Annotated in this window: 18 protein-coding genes and 1 pseudogene; 5 read left to right on the forward strand and 14 right to left on the reverse strand. The window is 45.0% G+C overall.

Annotated elements, in window-relative coordinates:
- Window positions 1-5: 5 nt before the first annotated feature.
- Genes AD710_RS04415 through AD710_RS04425 form a run of 3 tightly spaced genes read right to left on the reverse strand, consistent with a single transcriptional unit; the run spans window position 6 to window position 2,192 of the window.
- Window positions 6-818, reverse strand: a complete 813-nt coding sequence (locus tag AD710_RS04415; protein WP_049627373.1) for an amino acid ABC transporter substrate-binding protein — start codon at window positions 816-818, stop codon at window positions 6-8.
- Window positions 819-843: 25 nt separating this feature from the next.
- Window positions 844-1,656: an amino acid ABC transporter substrate-binding protein gene (locus AD710_RS04420; RefSeq protein ID WP_442853071.1), complete on the reverse strand. Its 813-nt coding sequence runs from the start codon at window positions 1,654-1,656 to the stop codon at window positions 844-846.
- Window positions 1,653-2,192, reverse strand: coding sequence for a GNAT family N-acetyltransferase (locus AD710_RS04425; RefSeq protein WP_013353621.1), 540 nt, complete (start codon window positions 2,190-2,192; stop codon window positions 1,653-1,655). The genes AD710_RS04420 and AD710_RS04425 overlap by 4 nt, the downstream gene beginning before the upstream one ends.
- A gap of 151 nt (window positions 2,193-2,343) precedes the next feature.
- Between AD710_RS04425 and AD710_RS04430 the strand changes: the two genes are divergently transcribed.
- Window positions 2,344-3,234, forward strand: coding sequence for a LysR family transcriptional regulator (locus tag AD710_RS04430; RefSeq protein WP_049627375.1), 891 nt, complete (start codon window positions 2,344-2,346; stop codon window positions 3,232-3,234).
- Between the two features lie 40 nt (window positions 3,235-3,274).
- Here AD710_RS04430 and AD710_RS04435 read toward each other — a convergent pair whose 3' ends face one another.
- Window positions 3,275-4,069: an SDR family NAD(P)-dependent oxidoreductase gene (locus AD710_RS04435; protein WP_049627376.1), complete on the reverse strand. Its 795-nt coding sequence runs from the start codon at window positions 4,067-4,069 to the stop codon at window positions 3,275-3,277.
- 113 nt (window positions 4,070-4,182) lie between these two features.
- Window positions 4,183-4,488 (reverse strand): barstar family protein, encoded by a 306-nt coding sequence (locus AD710_RS04440; protein ID WP_049627377.1) that lies wholly within the window; start codon window positions 4,486-4,488, stop codon window positions 4,183-4,185.
- A 408-nt stretch (window positions 4,489-4,896) separates the two neighbouring features.
- Between AD710_RS04440 and AD710_RS19765 the strand changes: the two genes are divergently transcribed.
- The 4 genes from AD710_RS19765 to AD710_RS04460 all read left to right on the forward strand — a co-directional run bounded on the left by AD710_RS19765 (window position 4,897) and on the right by AD710_RS04460 (window position 7,763).
- Window positions 4,897-5,040 (forward strand): hypothetical protein, encoded by a 144-nt coding sequence (locus AD710_RS19765; protein ID WP_049627378.1) that lies wholly within the window; start codon window positions 4,897-4,899, stop codon window positions 5,038-5,040.
- A 992-nt stretch (window positions 5,041-6,032) separates the two neighbouring features.
- Window positions 6,033-6,665, forward strand: coding sequence for a hypothetical protein (locus AD710_RS04450; protein WP_049627379.1), 633 nt, complete (start codon window positions 6,033-6,035; stop codon window positions 6,663-6,665).
- 32 nt (window positions 6,666-6,697) lie between these two features.
- Window positions 6,698-6,907, forward strand: coding sequence for a hypothetical protein (locus tag AD710_RS04455; protein ID WP_049627380.1), 210 nt, complete (start codon window positions 6,698-6,700; stop codon window positions 6,905-6,907).
- Between the two features lie 175 nt (window positions 6,908-7,082).
- Window positions 7,083-7,763: a hypothetical protein gene (locus AD710_RS04460; RefSeq protein WP_049627381.1), complete on the forward strand. Its 681-nt coding sequence runs from the start codon at window positions 7,083-7,085 to the stop codon at window positions 7,761-7,763.
- A gap of 637 nt (window positions 7,764-8,400) precedes the next feature.
- Here AD710_RS04460 and AD710_RS19950 read toward each other — a convergent pair.
- From AD710_RS19950 to AD710_RS04505, 9 genes and pseudogenes are all read right to left on the reverse strand, one after another.
- Window positions 8,401-8,883, reverse strand: a pseudogene (locus AD710_RS19950) (peptidoglycan recognition protein family protein); the annotation flags it as partial.
- A gap of 47 nt (window positions 8,884-8,930) precedes the next feature.
- Window positions 8,931-9,353: a phage holin family protein gene (locus AD710_RS04470; RefSeq protein ID WP_049627383.1), complete on the reverse strand. Its 423-nt coding sequence runs from the start codon at window positions 9,351-9,353 to the stop codon at window positions 8,931-8,933.
- Between the two features lie 49 nt (window positions 9,354-9,402).
- Window positions 9,403-9,591 carry an XkdX family protein gene (locus tag AD710_RS04475; RefSeq protein ID WP_043867136.1) on the reverse strand — a complete coding sequence of 63 codons (189 nt, stop codon included), beginning with the start codon at window positions 9,589-9,591 and terminating at the stop codon, window positions 9,403-9,405.
- A complete protein-coding gene (locus AD710_RS04480) occupies window positions 9,588-9,950 on the reverse strand; it encodes a hypothetical protein (protein WP_049627384.1) in 363 nt (120 codons plus the stop codon). Before AD710_RS04480 ends, AD710_RS04475 begins: the two co-directional genes overlap by 4 nt.
- Window positions 9,947-11,224 (reverse strand): phage baseplate upper protein, encoded by a 1,278-nt coding sequence (locus tag AD710_RS04485; protein WP_049627385.1) that lies wholly within the window; start codon window positions 11,222-11,224, stop codon window positions 9,947-9,949. Before AD710_RS04485 ends, AD710_RS04480 begins: the two co-directional genes overlap by 4 nt.
- Window positions 11,225-11,236: 12 nt before the next feature.
- Window positions 11,237-13,732, reverse strand: a complete 2,496-nt coding sequence (locus tag AD710_RS04490) for a peptidase G2 autoproteolytic cleavage domain-containing protein (RefSeq protein WP_231595040.1) — start codon at window positions 13,730-13,732, stop codon at window positions 11,237-11,239.
- A 119-nt stretch (window positions 13,733-13,851) separates the two neighbouring features.
- Complete coding sequence (locus AD710_RS04495; RefSeq protein WP_049627387.1) at window positions 13,852-15,555, reverse strand: phage tail spike protein; 1,704 nt, start codon at window positions 15,553-15,555, stop codon at window positions 13,852-13,854.
- Window positions 15,556-15,569: 14 nt separating this feature from the next.
- Complete coding sequence (locus AD710_RS04500; RefSeq protein ID WP_049627388.1) at window positions 15,570-16,409, reverse strand: phage tail domain-containing protein; 840 nt, start codon at window positions 16,407-16,409, stop codon at window positions 15,570-15,572.
- Entirely contained in the window at window positions 16,403-20,890 is a 4,488-nt protein-coding gene (locus tag AD710_RS04505) for a phage tail tape measure protein (protein WP_049627389.1), read from the reverse strand. The genes AD710_RS04500 and AD710_RS04505 overlap by 7 nt, the downstream gene beginning before the upstream one ends.
- Between the last annotated feature and the right edge of the window lie 203 nt (window positions 20,891-21,093).

Below are 21,093 nucleotides of genomic sequence, written 5' to 3' on the forward strand. Positions count from 1 at the left end.
TTCACTTAATATTGCTCCTTTGAATAATCCGCGCCGAGCCACTTTTCACTCAGCTTTTTGAGCGTGCCGTCATCAATGATTTCCTTGAGCGCTTTATCAATGTCATCACTCAGCGTTTGCTCATTTTTGTTAAACATAAAGAACACTTTGGCATTTGACAGCACCCCGCCGACCGTTTTTTCTTTGACCGCGCTCGTTTTGTTTTGGAAATCGACGGCAAACGGCGTGGAAATCGTCGCATCGGCGCGTCCGGATTTCAGCTGATTGGCCGCATCGTTGGAGCCTTGGCCCGCATAGGCGATTTCAAACGGACTGCCGTGTTTTTCATTCCATTTCTTCAGCACAAGCGCGCCGTTTGACGTCGGACTCGTAATGACACGCTTCCCTTTCAAATCCTCAATGCCGTGAATGTTCCCGTTCTCTTGGAGCACCGTGATTTTCAGCGGGAAGTTGTTATACGCGACTTGATTGAACAGAAATTTTTTCTCCCGTTCGGCGCTTTTCTCCATTTGATGAGCCACGATATCGACTTTATGCTGGCCGAGGCTGACAAGCAAATTGGAGAAATCCATCATTTTAAAAGTGAAACGATAGTCCGGCAGGCGCCTGTCAAGCTCTTTCACCAGCTCAACATCATAGCCCGTCAATTTTCCTTTATCATCGATAAAGCAAATATTCGGAAATTGAGTTCCAGTGCCGACCGTGATGTTCTTCACATTTTTCTGATTGCCTGATGCCGCCTCCCCGCCAGCGCCGCAGGCTGATAACGCCGCCATTGCGGCAATTGTTAATGACATGACCGCCAGTTTTATTTTCATGTGATCGCCCCGTTTTCTGCTTCAATTATTTCGTGAAACTTGATTTTGAATAATCCGCGCCGAGCCATTTTTCACTCAGCCTTTTCAATGTACCGTCCTTCTCCAGCTTTTGAATCGCCCGATCCGTATCGTCCGCCAGGGTTTGGCTGTTTTTATTGAACATAAAATACACTTCTGTATCCAGCAGCACATCACCGACCGTCTTTTGTTTGAACGCGTGCGTCTTATTTTGAAAATCGACGGCAAACGGCGTAGATACGGTGGCGTCAGCGCGTCCTGTCTCCATTTGGTTCGCTGTATCATTGCTGCCCTGCCCGGCGTATTTCAAATGTATCGGGCTGCCGTGGGCTTTGTTATATGCCGTCATATAATCCGCCGCGTTTGACGTCGCGCCGACGATGACGGTTTTTCCTTTTAAGTCCCGGAGCGTGTGTATCGCGTCATTATCCGCCTTCACCGTGATGTACATCGGCGAGTAGTTATACGGGATTTTGTGATACAAAAAGCGTTTCTCCCGTTCCTTGTTTTTCGCCATATTGTGTGCGATCACGTCAATTTTCCGGTTTCCGAGACTTGTGAGCAGATTCGAAAAATCCATCGTCTTAAAGACAAATTTGTATTGCGGCAGCTGTTTATCAATGGCTTTCATCACTTCAATGTCATAGCCGGTCAGTTCGCCTTTTTCATCCATAAAAGCAATGTTTGGAAAATCAGTTCCCGTGCCGACGATGACGGTCTGCACGCCGCTCCCCGCTTTCGTGCTTTCTCCTTGTCCGCACCCGGCCAGCGCGCCGAGCAGCAGAAGCAGACAGCCGGCTCTGATCCGCTTTTTCATCATTGCGCCCAGGTCGGTGTGCCTAACAGCGACGCGTCAAACCGCTCCGGTATGAGCACCTTTCTCATCATGACCCCGATGTCTCCGTCTTTCTCCTGCTCAAAATACACTTCATAGCCCCTCCGTCTGTACATATCCAATAACCAGGGATGCTTGCGCGCCGAGGTGCCGAGCGTGATGGCCGGGGCCTTCAGCGTATCCCGCAGCACGTGTTCCTCCACATAAGTCAAAAGTTTGCTGCCGATGCCCTGCCCCTTCAGCTCAGGAAGCGTCGCAAACCACCAGACAAACGGATATTTTGACGGAGGCGTGTCGCTCTCCCACGGAAAACGGATCGTAATGGTTGAAAGAAGCCGTCCGTCCCGTTCCAGCACAACGGCTGAATGATTTTCAATATTTTCTGTTACCATATCAAGGTCAGCCCGCGCCGACGGCCAGTCAATCTCCAAATTGCGAATCGGCTGAAACGCGCTGTACAGCAGTTCTAAAAACTCGGGCGCATCCTTTTTCTCAGCCAATCGAAATATGTCTTCACTCATTCCGTTCACTCTCCCCGCAAATATATATAATTCCAATTTGTTTACTAAGCTTTAATTGTTTATACTATAAAGCAAACTGATTTATTTGACTAATCAAAAAAAATAAAGGAAAAGTTCAAGAAAATTAATGAACAGCCGGGAGGGGATTTCGTTGGAGTTACGCACCATTAAAACGTTTCATACCATCGTACAGTCAGGCAGCTTTTATAAGGCCGCCGAAATTCTGAACTATTCACAGCCGACGATTTCAATGCGGATTAAACAGCTAGAGCAGGATGTAGGCGCGCAGCTTTTTGAACGGGGAAAGAAGCTGAAACTGACAAGAGCGGGACGGCTGTTTCATGAGCGGGCGGGGCAGCTTCTCGCACAGTATGAGGTGCTTGACCATACTCTGGCCGACATCAGACAGGGGCAGGCCGGCCTTATTCAGATCGGCATATCCGAACCGACGGCAAGCCTGATCTTTCCTGCCGTGCTGCGGGGGTTTTTAGATGATTATCCTGACATGTCGGTCAATGTCAGCGTGGATGATGCCAATACATGCAGCCGCAAACTGCTGGAGGGCGCCATTGATTTTGCGGTATGCGGCGAGCCGGAGCTGATTCTGGAAAATTACTTCGATCCGTTTTTCCATGACTCGCTCAATGTCATCGTGTCCGACAGACATCCCCTTGCAGCTAAAACAAGTATCAATCTCGAAGACTTAGAAAATGAATGCCTGATTTTTACGCCCGCCAACTGCCCGATCCGGATTCAAATTGAACAGCACCTGCAGCGGGCCATCGGCAGCCGCTATCGAAAAATGGAGCTGACCAGCAGCTTGGCTCACCAATATTATGTCAGGGAAAATATCGGCGTCTCGATCTTTACGGCGACGGCGCACTCAGAGCCGATCGGAGGCACGAAGGTCATTCCGATCCATAACTTAACGATTTCACCGCCGGTCGGGCTGTTGACAAACCAAAAAGAAGAGCATTTTGACTCCGCCACAAAAGATTTAATCAGCAGGATCATCAGCCGGTTTCAGCGTGAGCCGCATTAAAAAACCCCCGCCACTTTGCGGGGGTTTTTGTATATTCATCTTATATAATGCTCCGCACCAAGCCGCCGTCGATCCGCAAAGCAGATCCGTTAATGGCTGACGACAGCGGGCTGCTTAAAAAGGCGACAAAGTGGGCGATCTCTTCCGGACGGATCAATCGCTGAATGATCGACGTCGGACGATTTTCCTTCATAAATCGTCTCTCCGCTTCAGCCGCTGTCAGGTTTTCACCCGGATAAAGCGACTCCAGCATCGTTTCGACGCCCTCTGTTTTCGTGGAGCCCGGCATGACCGTATTCACCGTCACATTCGTCCCTTCCGTGAGCTCGGCCAGACTGCGTGACAGCGACAGCTGCGTCGTTTTCGTGGCGCTGTAATGGGCCATTTCCTGAGAAGGCATGACGGCCGCTTCACTCGCGATAAAAATCACCCGCCCTTCCTTCCGTTCAATCATCCGCTTTGCATACCGGCGTGTCAGCCGCACGCCGCTCATGATATTCACCTCGAAAAACCGGAGCCACTCCTCGTCAGGAATATCAAAATATTCCGCGGGTTCAAAGATTCCTAAATTGTTCACGAGAATATCCACATCAGGGTACTGCTGAAAAATCGCGCCGCATCCTTCCGCCGTGCCTAAATCAAATGCGGCCGGATAGAGCCGGGCATCAGTCGTCTGTTTCTCTAGTTCCCGGATCGTTTCGTTCACCTTTTCTTCACGGCGGCCGTTAATGATCACCGCCGCGCCTTCTGCAATCAGCGAAGCCGCAATCGCCTTCCCGATGCCTGACGTAGATCCCGTCACAAGCGCCGTCTTCCCTTTCAACTGCAAATCCATCGTCCATTCCTCCTATCACAAGTCTCTTCTTATATATGGTCAGAAATCGAAAGCCTGAAACCTTCCGTCCCTATTATCGGATAGAAAAATGGATGAGGGGAAGTACGCACTTTTTAGTGCCTGTCGTTTGACCCGGCTGACGGCTGTTCGAGTTGAATGAAAAACTCACCATCTAATTCTGCCTCAGCCTTTTTTAATATCCTTAATACATCATCAGCATCCGAACCCAATGCCTTCTGACTGATCTCAAAATTCTTCCACACCAAAGTCAGCGGATATTCGATCCATCCTGTCAGGCAATCCCATAAGGCATTCAGATTTTCACCATAATAGTCCGGGAAATCTAATTTATCTTTTAAGATTCGGTGTAAAGCTTCTGTGCTTGTAATATCTTTACCGTCTATGATGACGATTTCCATTCACATTCACTCCTTATTTCGACACGAAAAAACCGCAGTGCGGTCATGTGACGGCACTGCGGTTCTTATGTTATGTATGGAGACGGTGGGAGTCTATTATACTGCATTTGTATATTTTTAAAAAGGTGGATAAACGTTGATAAATAAGGTTTTTCGTTGTTTTTAATTTCAGTGGATAAAACTATTTTTTTATCTTTTTGTTACCAAAATGTTACCGAAAAAACGGCTATCAGGGTATAATTGAACAAAGAGAACTCGGACGTAATAAAAGGGGTGAGAGCAATGAATTTCAAATATCATACGCCAGTAGGTATATGCTTTGATCCTGCAATTGGGATGAAATACGATCCGCCAGTCGGAATGAGTATCGGGCGGGAAGTGAGAGTGGGACGATAAAAGAAGCTTATCATGAACATTAACAAAACAAGGGGTTTATTGTGCAAGCTCGCGCGTATTCTTGGCGATGTTCAGTCTGCCAAAAACGGCACGCTTGGAAAAAGGATAGCCAGCCGCACCACCGGTAAAGAAATAAAACAATTTAATCTAAAATGATGTTAGACTATACAGCCACTTTTGAACACAATATATTTTTAATATATTATATATATATTGAAAATATATTGTGTTGACTTTGATTTCAAAAGGATATAAAATTTATATCGTACAGAGTACGAGTTGGATTTGCTAAGGCAAAGTTAATTGCGTACAAAAAATGAACCACAAGAATTCGTTTAACCAAAACTGTTTTGTTATGTTAAACGTACTCTGTCAAGGTCCAAGGAGTCACGATTGACTATTTGTTAATAATTAGAGCGATTTACAAAAAGAACCGGGTGGGGGCCCGGCTCTTTTTGTTTTATAATTTAAATTTCGGGTATAAAAAAGGGAAAATTAGCAATAAAATAAAGTGAGGATTATTCTCCCGGTTAAGCGGAGCTTCAGTTGAACAAATCAATGCAACAAACAAATTTGGGGGTGTTCCTGCATCCGGTATTTACGAATAACCTCACTACCGAGTCTTTAGATTATTGCTGCGAACAACGTCAATTCAGATGGTGAAAAAACGGCCAGACAACAGTTGCTATCCAACCGTAAAACCAACTCAATGTCTTGAATCCGGCTATGATACGGTAGGTCCACTTCCCTATCATTCTCATCCTTCTGAATTTTCCTTGTTCTTTTTTCTTGCATTTATTACATGTTTCTTCCTTCATGGAATCACTCCTATTTTATTAATAAAAAGAGTGAAGTCCGCCCAGATTTATTCAACATTTGTATTATACCAGAAAAACCTTCCATAGCTACCTTATTATTTGACAGTAGGAAACTTTTTTCCTGAAACACTTTACCCTTAAATATGTTTGTTCTAAAGACTAATTTGACGTGTCTCAAAATTCCCTATTTGAATCATGACCTTTCATTTTTGGAAAGGTCTTTTTATTTTGCGCTGTATTTGCGGTTTTCGTTCGGTGTAATTTCGGTTACAACCAAGCCTATATATGTTTTAGTTGGTAATTGTAGGATATAACACAAGGAGGAATTTCATGAAGAAATTTGCGTCTGTCCTGTTGGTTTTATGTTTATTGATGTCGTTGGCTCCGAATGTCCTTGCCTTAGAAAAACAATCACCTGTGAAAAGCTACTCAGAAGAACAATATGACAAACAAGATATTTTACCCCTAGAAAAGTATGTATCAGTGAAGAATGGTCTTTTTACTTTAGACTATGAGAAGGCGAAATCCGATGGTATTGAAAAAGGTTTGCTCGATGGACAAAAGGCTTATTTTGAATACTTAAACGATGAGATAACAGCAGGTAAATTAGAAGCTAAAAAGGATTTAAGTATAGTTGAAAAGACTGAATCTGAATCTCCAGAAATGGCGCCCCTTGCTTGTAAAGGAAAAAACTACGGCCCTAAACATTACTGGTGGGGCTACCATGTTAAAATGAATAGCTGTGCTACTGATAACTTTGTACATGACATGAATACTGCCGGCAGCACGGCGGCGGGTATTGCTGTTTTCACTGCTTATTTTGGCTTTGTGCCGGGAGCTATCCCCGGAGCAGCTAGTGTTTTCTTCGGCTTAATGGCGAACCGTGCAGATGCTAATAATAAGGGTAAAGGGGTAAAAGCAGACATAACTTGGGCTTTAGCCTTTAGCTTCAGTCCGCAATAATTGCATATAATAACACCCGAGGAGTGGTCATCATGTGGGATTTTTATGTAAAATACACTTTACCTATTTTCATTGTTGGTTATTTATTTGTAACATGGTTGAGAATTAATAAAGAAAAGAAGAACGGAAAAGAAGCTGTCAATAAGGCCAAACTATTTAAACAGTTGGGAATTGCAGCTCTTATCACGTTCCTTGTCATTTCCGCAGTATCTTACATCATAATTAACATGGTCGTTTCGTAAGATATTTCCCCCTCCATAAAGAGGGGGATTTTTTATTATTTCATAAGCGCTTCGAGCCTCGCATTTGTCTTCAATCTCGTTATCCCATCGTCTTCAAAGTCTTTACAGAGCATAGAAATCAATCCTCCTTTGCTTTAAAATGTAAGTATCTGTGTTGAATAATAGGGGGATTATTATGATTTTATTTATGGGTTTTCTTACAATCTTTTCAACGGTCGGCTTTATAGTTGGATTGATATTTTTAGTTTTTCGCAAAACAAGAAAAAAAGCTTATTGGCTAGTTCCTTCAACTTTGATACTCGCGATCATCGGTTTTTCTTTTATGTCTAAACCAGTTGAAGAGCTAGGTGAAAGGGAAAAACAACCCATTTCATCAGCAAATATCGAGCCAATGGATTCTGATGCTCAAGAAGATAGCGAAGAAGATGACTCTACCGTGGTTGAAGATGACTCTACCGTGGTTCATGAGTTAAATTGGTCAGAAAAGAAAAATGACACCACATTTAAAATTGATCGTGTTGGGATTGTTAAAAACGAAATGGAATCTGGTGCTGAAGGGGCTATAGCTGTACACTTTGTTATTGACAATGGAAGCAAAAAGGATATTTCAACTTTTCCAAACCAAGGCACACTACTTACCAATACAAAGGAACAAATAGATGCCAGTTTGTCGCTCAGTGAAGATATAGGCGGAGAAATTATGTCAGGGGCAAAAAAAGAAGGATATGTCCTTTATCCAATAAAGAAATTAAATGATCCCAATGATATCAAATCAATCAGAGTTAAGTGGGATTTTTGGCCGGACAAAGATGTTACTACAAACGTTCAAGATTTTGATATTAATCTAACGTGGTGAGAAATAAAACTCCCCCTTCCAAATAGAAGGGGGTTCAATTATATTTAAAGCGCTTCGGCTTTGCTTTTGTCTTCAGCCGTAAATGCCGTAGCAAGGGACAGCTTACTTAAACCATTTTTCCATATTGTCCAGACACATACCGCCGTTTGCCGCCGTGGATGACTTCCCAATAACCTTTAGAGTTGTTTGAACCTTTAACAGAACCTGAGATGTTAATTGTCTTGCCGAGACCAATTGTATCCACATTCTTGGCGTTTTTACGGTCTGGTTTGTCCATAATAATGGCTGCACTTTTAACACCAACAATTTTAATTTTGCCTACAGACTTAATACCCCCGCTTGTCTTGTTTGAAGGTTTAGCAGGAGCAGATTTTGAAGGGGTTTTCCCTAACTCTGAATCGCTCTTGATATATCTTACATTAACGTAACCGCTGTATGTGGCTCCTTTAGAATTGGTATATTTAATGTAACCCCAACCATTTTGAGTCGATCCTTTTTTATATTGGACAGTCGAACCTTTAGGAAGAGCAAGCACAATAGACGAGTTGGCATTGCGTTGAGTTCTCACATTAAGGCTGTCAGCAACAACTGTATTTTTAATATAAGATTCTTTTGTTTTATCAACAGGAGAATTTTCCGTTTTAGACGGGGCGCCGCTGATCCCGGCTTTAAAGGAGTCCCATCTATCAAGGAGCTTGCGTGGACAATACTTGCCGGACCAATGTTGGTGAGGGACCACGTTTGCAAGGGAAATGCCCTGCTCCTTCATGAGCTTTTTGATCAGCCATTGAGCATTCGCCACGGCTTTCTCAAAATCCCCATTGCTATTCTCGCAAATTTCAATGCCGATAGATTTTCGGTTGCCAGTTCCGTGGTTTCCGTCTCCCGCGTGCCATCCGTTTTCATTCAATGGCAGATGCTGATAAATCTCTTTGTCGTCTACTGTAAAATGCCAACTTGTGGCCGTTTCCGGATTCTTCACATAACGGGCGTGCATGGCTGCGTTTGCCCCTTTTGCCGTGTTCGCAGTGTTGTGAACGGTGATGTATGTCGGGTCCATTGCGTATCCCGGTCTGTTATTGTGTCCTACTGGAATAAAGTCTTTTGTGATTTTCACCATGTTTCATCGTCTCCTATTCTGTTTTGAAATATAAAAAAGCCGCCGGATTAACCTGCGGCCTGATCGTCTTTTTCTGTTTTTTGATCGTTGTCGCTTTCAATTACGTGAAGCCGGTCAGTGATGACGGCCGGAATTTTAACGCCGATCTGCGCCAAATTCTCTGTGATGGACAGGCCTTCATTTGCGATATAAAAAAGAACGGTTCCAAAGGTCAGAACACCGTTCAAATTTGTTATCGTATCAATAATGTTGGCCACAATGATCACAAGGAAGCTGAGCATTTTCCGGACGTAACCAAACCAAGCACTACGGCTTCGTAGATTCTTAAATTTCCATGCCTTAATTACGCCTGTCAGGACGTCAATAATGCTGAAAACTAGCAGTAAATCAAGGTATTTCACCTCCCCGAAAAGATATGTTCTTGCGATCTGTAAGCTTTCAAAATTCATCCACACATGTATTCCCTCCAATTGTTATCACCTCCTTCGAGGCAAAATAAAAACACCTCTGGGGTGTTGATCAGTTTGCGGCGCCGCCTAAATCCACACTGACAGGCTGTTTTGTCATCGGATAGGTTAAGCCGGTTATTTGTTTATATTGATCTTCTGTAATTCTTCCCCATTCAACAAAACGGGCCACGTCTGCATTACTGTAATACTGCGGCCCCCACCCGTAGATGGTTTTTACGCTTGTAAACCAATCCATCATACCCCTTTCCCTCCCTCCGCCAGCATTAGATAAAGATTGGCTATCATTTGCGCTTGTGACTCGGCCAGGCTCTGCGCTTCCGCAAGCTGCGTTGTGATAGCTGCGTTCTGAGCTTTCAATTCATCGACGGGAGAAGGTACCCGTCCGCCTTCAATTTGCTTTTCCAGGGCTTCTTTCTCTTCCTGGGTGGCCGCCTCCGTCCATATCTTCTCAGCTGGATGATACATCGGCTTTATGAAAGACGGAGGCTGGACGGTTGTACAATTCTCAGGGATTGTATAGTTACCTTCTTCGTCAGGCTCAATCGGAACGGGTTTGGTCAAAATGAAATTTTCATCGTACTCATAAACCTGAATCATGCTGTTCCTCCTTCCTGAAAGCCCACAATCACATCAAGGTAATAGCCTCCGCCCATCTTACTCGAGTCCGCCGGGTCCGGGTATTTTATTTTCAAATCCCCATCATCATAAATGATCAAATTGGCTGTGCCGCCTGTACCACTTAACGGCACTGTTATAACGGAACCGCCAGCGGGCGCATATGCCGCGGGGATGGAGCCGAATATGATTTCGGCGTCTGTTTTCACATGCCCCCGTAAGATTAAAAATGCCCCCCACTTTGCATACATCGGTGTCCGCGTCCCTGCGCTGGCTCCGTTCTTCAGCATGATGTTGGCATAGGTGGCAGATCCGTTCCATGTCTTCCGTTCAGCTTTAGAAATATGTCGTTCTTGGTTGTAATTATGGGCCGTGAACTGACGTAATAATTCTTCCAGTTCATCTTTAAAACCCGCTGTGAATAACTTTGATAATTCTTCCAATGTATCTTTGAAAGGTTTGGTAACATGAATGTCCGTATTATTGGCGTGAGTGTTTACCTTCTCTTGCGCCCCGCTTTCTGTTTCTTTACTGTCCCAAGCCTTCCGATCTGCTGCAGAAACATGCTTTTCTTGATCGTTCGCATGGGCGTCTACTTTCTTTTGCGCGCCGGAGGGAGTTTCCTTGGCATTCCAAGCCTCCCGTTCAGCTACAGAAACATGCTTTTCTTGATCGTTCACATGTTTAGTTGTGTAAGCCTTGGCGTTTTCCTCTGCCGCATCCGCTTTCTCCTGCGCTCCCTTTTTCGTTTCAATGGCTTCCAGATCGGCAAATTTCTTCTGTAATTCCTCGACGGTCCGGCTGATCTCTTCGACGGTATGGTTTATCCCGTCTTTCAGCGTTTCAAAATCGTCAATGTAATAGTCAGCTGTTGGAATGATGTTCTGATCTTCCAACGTTTTGGCGATAGAGAAAGTAAAAAATGAAGTCGCTAGCGCCTGCCCATTTGCATAGTAAAGTTTGATTTCAGCCTTTACCGTTCCATAATGTTTAAGCTCTTCATCTGAAAGCATATATTCCGCATGCCCGTTCACCTTGTCGGTGATGGCAATGCTCTTTTTGTAAAATGACCCATCTTCATACAATAGAACGATTTTCGCGTCTACGGCAGACAGAGGCAACGACGTGCCATCCTTTGTAAAAGAAAAAGACAGCTTCGCGCTGCCCGTGTCCTGCGTCATGAATTGGATGTTCGTGGTTCGCCCGTTTGTCCGGTTCGCATTGATGTCAAATGCGACGCCCCCCGTTTTGTACATTCCTTTTCCTCCTTAGTGCTGCGGCGTAACAATCATTTGAGCTACACCGTACCCTTTTTCCGCATCATACGGAGACTTGATTCTCATAACGGTTCCATAACCACCGCTTTCTGCTTTAGTCGCGATTCCGCTAATTGCTGATACGCTATCCCCTACAGCCACTGTTTCGTCAATCCTAACAAAGACTTGACCGATCAGACCGATGACATGCCATTCGTCCCGAGAATCACGCGGCACATATTCGAGAGAAGGGTCGTAGTCCGGATTAAGTTTAGGGAGACGGATTTCTTCGCCGCCACGGAAAACTGTCTCGTAGACCAACCCGCCGAATTCATTTCTTTCGTACTGCTCGTTCCAATAGAACGCAGCACCGCCGAGCACCACGCCCGCAGTTTCCGAAACAACTCCGAGAATCTTGTCCCCTTTTTCCGCTTTTCGAATCTTTTCGCCTTCTAGCGCAACGAGATAACTAGAATCAATTTTCTTGCCGTCAGCAGACTCAAAATATTCCGCGAAGTCTTTGAAATCTGAGACGCTCTCCACTCGTCCTGTGCCGCGAATATGGCCGCCAGTCGAATCGAGTTCCCATCTCGTATTTTTTGTTGAGGCACTTCCAGTCCCATAACCGCCCCTAACACTGTATCCGTTATCGTTGATAACCCCCTGAGCTGCAAGAATAGCCCTTGAGTTGCCGTCACCTTTTGTGTGGCAGTTATTGACGGCTATTAGCGCTTGACGCGACCCCTCAGTTGTTGAGCCGCCCCGGACACCCAACAGAACATTGGCCGGGCCTTTTGCGATGTTGTCACCTGTACTGCCTAAAATGGCACTCGCTTCATGCAGTGCAGATCCGGAAGTGTTACCGCCCATAAAGCCGCCTTTTACTCTTGTCGGGATAGTGCTGTACTCTCTCCCGGCCAATTGAGCAGATATCTTATACCCGGCTGCTTCTACACCTACAATGGTTGTTTGATTATTCGGCGAACCAATTCCGACGGTTCCGTTTTTACCTATAATCGTTCCATTCATAATGCTTGAATGATAAACCCCGCCACCTAAACCGAAAGCTGCAGGAGCCGAGTTGTAAATATCAAAATTTGAGATCTTCACGTAATCAGCTTTTTGTGGGCCTCCGTACACTCGAATATCATGAGAAGCCTTTCTGAACCCTCTCATTTTAATTCCGTTTACGGTGATATTTCTGCAGCGATACTGAAAGGCTATCACCGGACTGTTTTTATAATCGTAATTGGGATTTCCGATTGCGGTAAAATTGACAATCTGCACGTTCTTATATGCGGATACAACAAGAGCACGCGGGGTAATTCCCTCATACAGATCATTAAAAACCGGTTCTATTGCGGTACAGTCCGTTAACGTCACATCATAAGCTGTAGTACTCTCAGGATCATCTGCTTTATGGTGGCCGATATGCCGCAAATCATAAGCCCGCACGTCCCGATATGAAACGTGGCCGAGGATATGAACATTTTGGGAAGCCGGCCATTCGGTATGCGCCTTAACTTCAACGCCGCGGATGTTTCCTTCTGTATAGTTGTTGAGCAGCCATACATGCTTAGAACCGTCATCAATCTCAATGCCGTTAGAGTTAGCCTTCCCCGCAGCATGTGCGATGCCTGTTGGATTTGTGCAATGGCAGTTTGATATGAAAATATATTCACTGTAATGGGTTGTTATCCCGTCATCCCCATACCCTGAGTTAACGCAGCCGTCAATCCATACATATCTGCAGCCGTCTTTTGTATACTCGGTATCTGGCAGATGGTCATACGTTGGCGCTGTTATATCAATGCCGTGAAGTGCGGGGTTAATGTTTTCTATACTTTTAATCCAGATGAATTTTGAATTCGCAAAGGCAACGCATGTGGAATGCTGCCCGCCTGTCGCCCTTAAACCACCCTGCCGTTCTTGATTCCAGTCTGTTGAGAATCCTTCAATGTGAATGTTTCGATTCCCTTTTTCGTAGTCCGCATTCGTAATGACCCATTCTGAGGCTGGTGTCTCATCATTCAAAATTAAGAATGTAACGCCGATTCCCTGACCGACGAGACGAACCCAGGAAGGGATTTTCAAACCTTTCACGACGTAAATGCCAGCTGACATAACCACCTGCACCTTACCGGTTCCGAATGCCTTCTTAAATGCCTCCGTGCTGTCCGTTTTTCCCGTCGGGTCAGCCCCGAAGTCATCAACGTTTACAACGCGTTTGATTTTCCTGTCAAGCTTGCTGAATTCCCTATCGAGCCTGTCTTTCAATGTTGCGGCAATTTCCCCATCCGTCGTTACGCGGGAATCCACGACTTCTTTCACGTCTTTACCGTCATGATTCAGTACAAGGTTAGTAAATCGCGCAAACAGATTTTTCAAACGGTTTTCGACGGTGTACCCATCATGTGTAATCTGTGAAGAATCATGAACGGCAATTCCTGCTCGGTGCCTTTTAAGATCATCATCAATTTTATTTATTCCATTTTCTATAGTTTCCATGTCATCCCTTATTTGAGATGTATACCGGGCATTTCGGGTGGTATCATAGTCTTTGGTAAGCCTGACCAATTTAGAACACTCCTTTCAACTAAAACGAAAAGCACCCCAATAGAGGTGCTTTAAATCATCATTCTTAATTTCTGAACATAACGTTTTTGATCTTTCAATCGTTTTTCTTGCTCCATGCGGATATCCTGGATATCTTTACGGAAGTTAGCAAAGTTCAATGTTGGCTTTGCATATGGATTTAACGGCTTGTATTGAATGGAAAGCAGCCTGACATCATCTTCATAAGTCACACCGTATGCTGTATCAGCCAGCACATGAAGTGTGTCTCCCTTCCAAAAATCATCTTGTATTTCAAGAAGCTTCGGCTCATAGATGTATTCATAATCCACTTCGATTTCCATCTTCGGGTAAGGATTCACGTATTTTTTAAGCGCCGTCATCATGCTGGACTCTTTTTTATAACGCTCGTTGCGTAGTGGCTCAGCCCACCGCGGCATGCCATCAAGCAGGAACTTATTTTCGTCAGGGTGCTTGTAAAGGACTGGATCAAAGACGTACTCCGTTTTTTTGCTGTCGGTGCTGCTGTTTTCCTTAATCGCACCGAATCCCCGCGCCCGGGTAGAGCAGCCTTCTGTCGATGTTTTAATTTTAATACCGGGCATATTATAACGAGAGTCGAGAGTGTGATTGATACGCTTTCCCATCTTTTTATAGATGTAAATCTTGTAATTATCTACATCCAGTTCTACACCGTAGTCTTCCACAATTTCGCTTATCAGCTCGTTCGCAAACTTGTCACCAAAATTCTCCTGCTCTACACTTTCAAATTCACTTTCCTTGTCTTTGAAAATATAAGAGAATTTCGTCCCCTTCAATGTGAAATCAAGCATTTTTCGTACAGTCAGTGTGCCGCTGATCGTCTCTTCTACATAATGGTTGTTCAAAACGGCAACGAAAACATGGCTTGCAGAAACTTTCTTGCTGAGTGTTTTTTCCTGATCGACCTCAACCATCGTAATAAAGTATTTTTGATGGTTGAATTTTTTTTCGTCCAAATAAAGGATATTGTCATTTATGAGCAAATCATATTCAATGCCATTATCAGCAGTCCGAGTGATCGTAAACTCAATATCTTTTTTTCCGGTGGTGTCATCTAATAGATCCGGATCGGCACCAATGACTTCGACCACTTGATTTCCGTCTTGGCTGGAAACATGCAACTGAGGGAAGTAAACGTCTTTTGGCAAGTTTTGATTCAGCGTAATGTCTTTACCATCATATTCTTTACTTGGTATATCCGGCTCAGAATCTGGTGTGCCTGGATTACTCGGTTCGTCTGGTACTCCTTCTGATGTATCATATTTCGTTAATTTATAGGTGAAAATGAGGCTGTTCAATTTTGTTGCGTAATTTGGGTCGGTAGCATACCCGGCTTTGACGAGAGCCGCAGTTGCTTTCTGATAATCTGTTTCCCCGACGACAGCTTTATAATGGTTTTTGTCCCAACTAAGGCCATTCAAGTACAGGTTCGCCAAGTCTTGTATAAATTCTTTCCATGAAGGGTACTTCCTGAATTTAGCCGGAACTTGTACGTTTTCTCCGTTGATAACTTCCCATGTTTGCATAATGACATACTGACCGTTGTATTCGCCCTTCATACCGAAAAGGTTATGTCCTTTTGTCGCCAATTCACTTGTGCCCCACGCGCTTTCTAAGCATCCTTGCGCAATGATCAATGATGCGAGAATACGGTGCTTTTTATATATTTGCTGGGCATCGCCGGCAATCTCTTTAATAAAATCTGTATTCGCCATATAAACCGCCTGCCTTACAAGTAATAGAGCCGGGTGTCAAATTCTATGACAAAATCATCAGTATTCTGAACTTCAAACTCATTCCAGCCAATTTCGAGATTCGGCAGACGTCCAGACGTTTTTATTGGTTTATTATTGAGCAGCGCGTACTGCTTTAAAAATGATACCTGCTGTGACTTCTTCAACTCCTGTTCAATCGTTAATTTCTCGCCATTGGTATGATTGATTAGTGTTACATTCTTCCCCTTGGCGTTCAATAGGACGTTATATGCATGATCAAGAGGATTGATTTGGACGTCTCCAGAATTAAAGACCGAGAAACGTTTCTGATTCTTAAAATAATAGGCCAGGTTGTCATCTGATTGCAGGTTCATACCGATGTTCCAGTTCTCTCCTGACTGAGTCTGTGCTGTTTTGGTTGAATGTTTAGATTCTGCCATCCCGGTAATATTGGTAAACTCGACTGAAAAAACAGCATGTGTTTTCTCCTTTTCTTTGGGAATGCTGAAATTCCCATCACACGTGACAAGGAAACGGCGATTCGGCCATAAGTCAGTAGAAATATAATAGGCAAATGGCTTCACCAATAAAGCATAGAGCTGATGCCTAAGCATATAAAAATTATTGTGAATTTTCGAATTCAAATATATTTCTACAGTGACCTTCCTTGATGAATAGGTCACATCACGTGGATGCTGTGCTGAGATAACACCATGACGCCGCGGGATCGTGATTGTTTCCCGATTGATAGCCGGCGCCTCCGCCAAAAAACTCAACACTTCAAATTGAGGGAGCAAGCTGTCAAGGCTCTGCTCCCCCAATCCGTTATCAAAATCCAAATATAGTTTTACCAAGCCGGCTTACCCCCGTTTCTATATTGTTTTCTTCTATATCGGTCAGCACTCGTTTGGTCTACTCGGGCACCGTCAATATAGGTATTGTTATCTTTTAAGACCAGTTGTTGCAGTAGCTGAATGTTCTGCTGGAGAGCGTCGATCTGCTGCCCCATCATACTGATTTGCCTTTCTTGATTTTCCACGACCCGAGTCATATCAATATTGACGCTTTTATCATTTTCATGCTGTGCCGCGGATGCTTTTTGAAGCAATAGTAAAGCCTTCGAGATCATCCCTTCCTGCAGAGAAGGCAGGACGCCAAGCTCACGCCCAACACGCGCCCACAACCCGATGTTCCTTTCGCGGTATGCCGGATCTTTCGTAATGGTGGTTTCATCGTACCCTCGTTCGTTGAGGACGGCGAGCTTGGAGCCGCCGCGCCCCGGAGAAGTACCGCCCTTTGCATACCCTACGTACGGGCCGCCGCGCGCCATTGATTTCAAGCCGGGATGATTGGATATATCACCATATCGCCCTTTGATGTAATTAATGGCCGCCAGAATGTTGTCCACCGGATTAAGTATGTTGTTATGACCCGGAAATGCGTTAGAGGAAAACGTACTCGGAATGGTCTGCATTAACCCCCTTGACGGATTTCCTGCTCTTGCATTGGAATCTGTAAGGTTAATGGCATTCGGATTTCCTCCTGACTCTTTCATGGCAATCGTGATTAAGCCGGGAACCCATGAAAACGGGACACCAGCGATGCCGACCGCTTCTGATACCCATTTTTGGACCTGGGCAGACCCGGTTGCGCCTTTATAGGCATCGGCCGTAAAAAATCCCACATCCGGCAAGACCCCTTTTAAGAATTGAAGGGCACCGCTTTTTAGCGTTTTGAGAATACCAGTCCCTAATCCATCTATGCCGGTTCCTGTTTTAAACGGGATCATACCTTTGAAAATGCTGCTGATTATCTTTTTCGGCCCTTTCATAATCATTTCCATAGCGTTAGAAGCGACATCCTTCGTTTTGCCAATGACATTCTTCCCGACAGAGACAGCGCCTTTCACCAGATTTTTTGATCCCTCAAACGCATTTTTGAAGAAGTTTCCGACCCCATTTGCATAACCGGGCAGCCCTGTGGAAGCTGCTTCTTTCGACTGAGCGTGCGGAAGAACAGACGTACCACGCGGAAGATCCCACACTTGCGGGCCGCCCATTCCGACAATGTAAGTGCCGATACCGGGCGTGTGAGCAAGCTCCCACCCTTCTTCCCCGACTAATGCCCGGCCGCCGGGATGGAAGTCTGTTCCTTTGGCATAGGCTAATCCCGGTGCAATTTGCATTGTGGAAGACTGGCGACTGTCGTATCCTGCTGGTTTCCACTCTGGAATTGTAGGCGCGTGAACAAATTTTAAAAATGCATTTATCCCATCAGTAATAGCATTTACTTTGGTTGCCAAGTCAACTTTGAATAGATCCCATTTCCCGAGCACTTCTCCTGTTTCCCAATCAACTTGACTAATATGGCCTTCAGCTTGCTTTTTCGCTTCTCTTACAACACCTTTATGAGTTTCCTCTGCTTCATTAATTGTCTTTTTCGCCTGGCTCTTTGCGTTTTTAACGGTTTTATCGTGTTCTTTCTTAGAAATTGAACGTTTCACATAATACTGTTCATCAGCGGCATCAATAACGGCATCACGTTGCTTCTCAGCTGCTTTTATTGTTTTATCTTTTGCCTTGTTACTGTCTTTTACTACAGCCGCCGCTTGTTTAGCAGAAAGATTAGACGTTTCTTCTTTTAATTTTTTGGAGATTTTGGTTTGCTCGTTCTTGCTGCGTGAGAGTGCAGTCTCCATTTCAGCAAGCATTTTGCCTTGAATTTCAGCAATTTCTTTATTCTCTTTTTCCGTGGTTTTTCGATTTTCACGGGCGGCGGTCCTATAAATTTCATCTACTCGATCAACATACTTTTGGATCTTCTTTTGTTTTTTCTCGTTATAAGCATCAATTTTGCCAATGATTTTATTTTCTTCTTTATCAGACATCCCTTTATTAGAAGCATAAAATTCTTTTAGCACTTTAGTTGCATTGGTCGCGCTGGTTTTGTATCCATTTTTCAAAGAATCTCCCATGTCTTTAAAGCGCTTTGACATGTCATCTGCGATATCGTTCGTGATGGTAGCATTGGTCGCGCGGAGTGTGTTCAGCTTGGCGGTAACCTCAATGTTCATATCTTCATAGGCGTTGACGGCTTTTGCTGTGGATTTTGATACACCGTCTCCAAATTCAATTGTTGCCGGGAGCACTCGTTTCTTTAAATTGTCGTAATACTTAAACCCGGCATCACCTAAAAGAGTTACCCCCGTAATAAGCGCGCCGACTGGTCCGCCTAACAATCCAAGTCCGCCACGTAAAAGACCGACAACAGCAGTGCCTTTTTTAAATATGTTAAACAGGCCGAAACCGCTTTTAGCGAGCTGCATAAATCCGCCCGCCCCTTTTACGGCATTTAATCCGGTTTTGATAATTCCGGCACCGAACTTTAACAGCTCAGGAGCAAAAGTAAGAACGAGTCCGGCAATTGTTCCGATTGGACCGCCGAAAAGAGTTAGACCAGTACCGGCCACACGGGAAGCGCCGCCAAGTCCGCGCATCGCTTTTGAGCTTCTATTTGTCGATTGCTCCAGTCGGCCCACTCGTGTTGCTGCCACGGCGTTTGTTTGGTTGAGCCTTTCCATTCGGGTGGCTGCTACCGTTGCCGCAGTGGAAGTTGTCGCAATGCCAGCTGCCGCTGTTCGGGATGCAGCGCCTGCCGCAACGGCTTCAGTCGTATAAACGCCGAGACTTGCCGATGCCCGATTGACGTTACCGGTTAAATATCCCCCCGCCGTGCGGAGCATGTTCCATCCTGCTGCGATCCTCGGTAATGCCCCGATTAACAGCAAGGCAGCCCCGCCAAAAAGAGAAAATACTGTTACAGCTCCGGCCGTAATAGCAATTGTGCTTGCGACGGAGTTCGGTAAGGCGTCGAACCATGTCACTAATGAAGTCAGGCCGTCAGTAGCAGCTCTGATGATCGGTATAAACTGGTTTCCCATGGTGATGACGGCGTTGTTTGTTGCAGATTTCAGATATTCTACAGATCCGGCCAGGTTGTCCATCTGCGTGTCAGCCACTTTTTCAGCAATACCGCCGCTGTTTTCTATTTCCTTTGTGAATTCTTCCAGCTTATCTTTACCTGCATGCATGAGCGTGATAAATCCAGATATAGCATGTTGTCCGGCCAGCTGTTTAGCGATCCGGATCTGTTCTGTTTCGGTATAATTTTTTGTTTTTTCTGTGATCTGTCCCATGATGTCGGCCAGCGGGCGCATCTTTCCGGTAGAGTCTGTCACTTTTAAACCCAATTCTTCAATAGCCGAAGCCGCAGGTTTAGGCGGAGCCGCTAAACGGGTAAGCGTCGAGCGAAGTGCTGTACCTGCCATGTCTGCCTTTATTCCGCTGTTTGCCAGAATACCGGTTGCCGCGGCCAACTCTTCCATACTGAGACCTGCTGTTTTAGCAGCCGGAGCCGCATATTTCATCGTTTGACCAATCTCCTGCAAAGTGGCATTGGAGTTCGTGAACGTATACGTCATTGCATCGGCAACACGGTTTGTGTCCTCTGCCTTAATATGAAATTCGGTTAAGATGTCAGAAACGATATCAGCCGTTACGCCGAGGTCAGTTTGTCCGGCGGCTGCCGTCGCAAGCAAGCCGGGCATAGCGCCGATAATTTGGTTCGTCTTATAGCCGGCCATCGCTAAATACTGCATGCCTTCGGCTACTTGCCCATCCGTATACTGTGTGACGGCGCCAAGATGACGGGCTGTTTCTGTTAATGATGCCAATTGATCGTTTGTTGCGTTCGCCAAGGCGGCGACACGGCTCATATCTTTCTCGAAGCTCGCTGCGGCCTTAACGGTTGCACCGATCCCAAGCGCTCCAGCGGCACCAATTCCCGCTAATGCCTTTCCTGTGGCTGTTGCAGATTTATAAACAGCGTTTAGCTCTTCTGATACATCCTTTGAATCCTTTTTAAAAACAGAAAAAATTCCTGCAGCCCGACTGCTGCTGTCTGACATGGTCTGAAACTCTTTGCTGACTTTATTCAGCTCTTTGCCGAGATTCTCATGAACCGCAATAGCATCATTCAAACGCCGCGCCTGAATCTGTGTCTCTCGGTTGTCTTTTCCTTTTTGTCTGACCAGTTCTTCATACCGCTGACGGTGCTCCTGGACCAACCGGCCTTGAATCTTATACTTATTACTCAAGCCCTCCATCTGCGATTGCAGGAGCTTTGATTGATCGCCAGCATTTTTATAAATGCTTCCGGCTGCCTTCATTTCTGAATTTGCCAGGCGCATCTGCCTTTTTAAGCCTTCAATGCCCCGGTTAAATCCTGTATCATCAAGACCGACCTTAACGACCATATTTCCTATTGGTTGAGCCATATGTATCCACCCCGCTTTCCTGGCAAAAATTCAACAAAAAAGACAGGCTATAAGCCCGTCTAAAAGAAAACATCTTCAAATTTCACTTCTTCTGGTTTATTGCTTTCGGTCAATATCTCTAAATAGTGATATATGTCCATCTCGTCAATCGCGCTCATACTCCACCCTTGTTGTAGGAGAGTAGCGTAAATTTCATTTATCTG

Origin of the sequence: Bacillus sp. JFL15 (assembly GCF_001184225.1) — a bacterium.
GTDB classification, from domain to species: Bacteria; Bacillota; Bacilli; order Bacillales; family Bacillaceae; genus Bacillus; species Bacillus siamensis.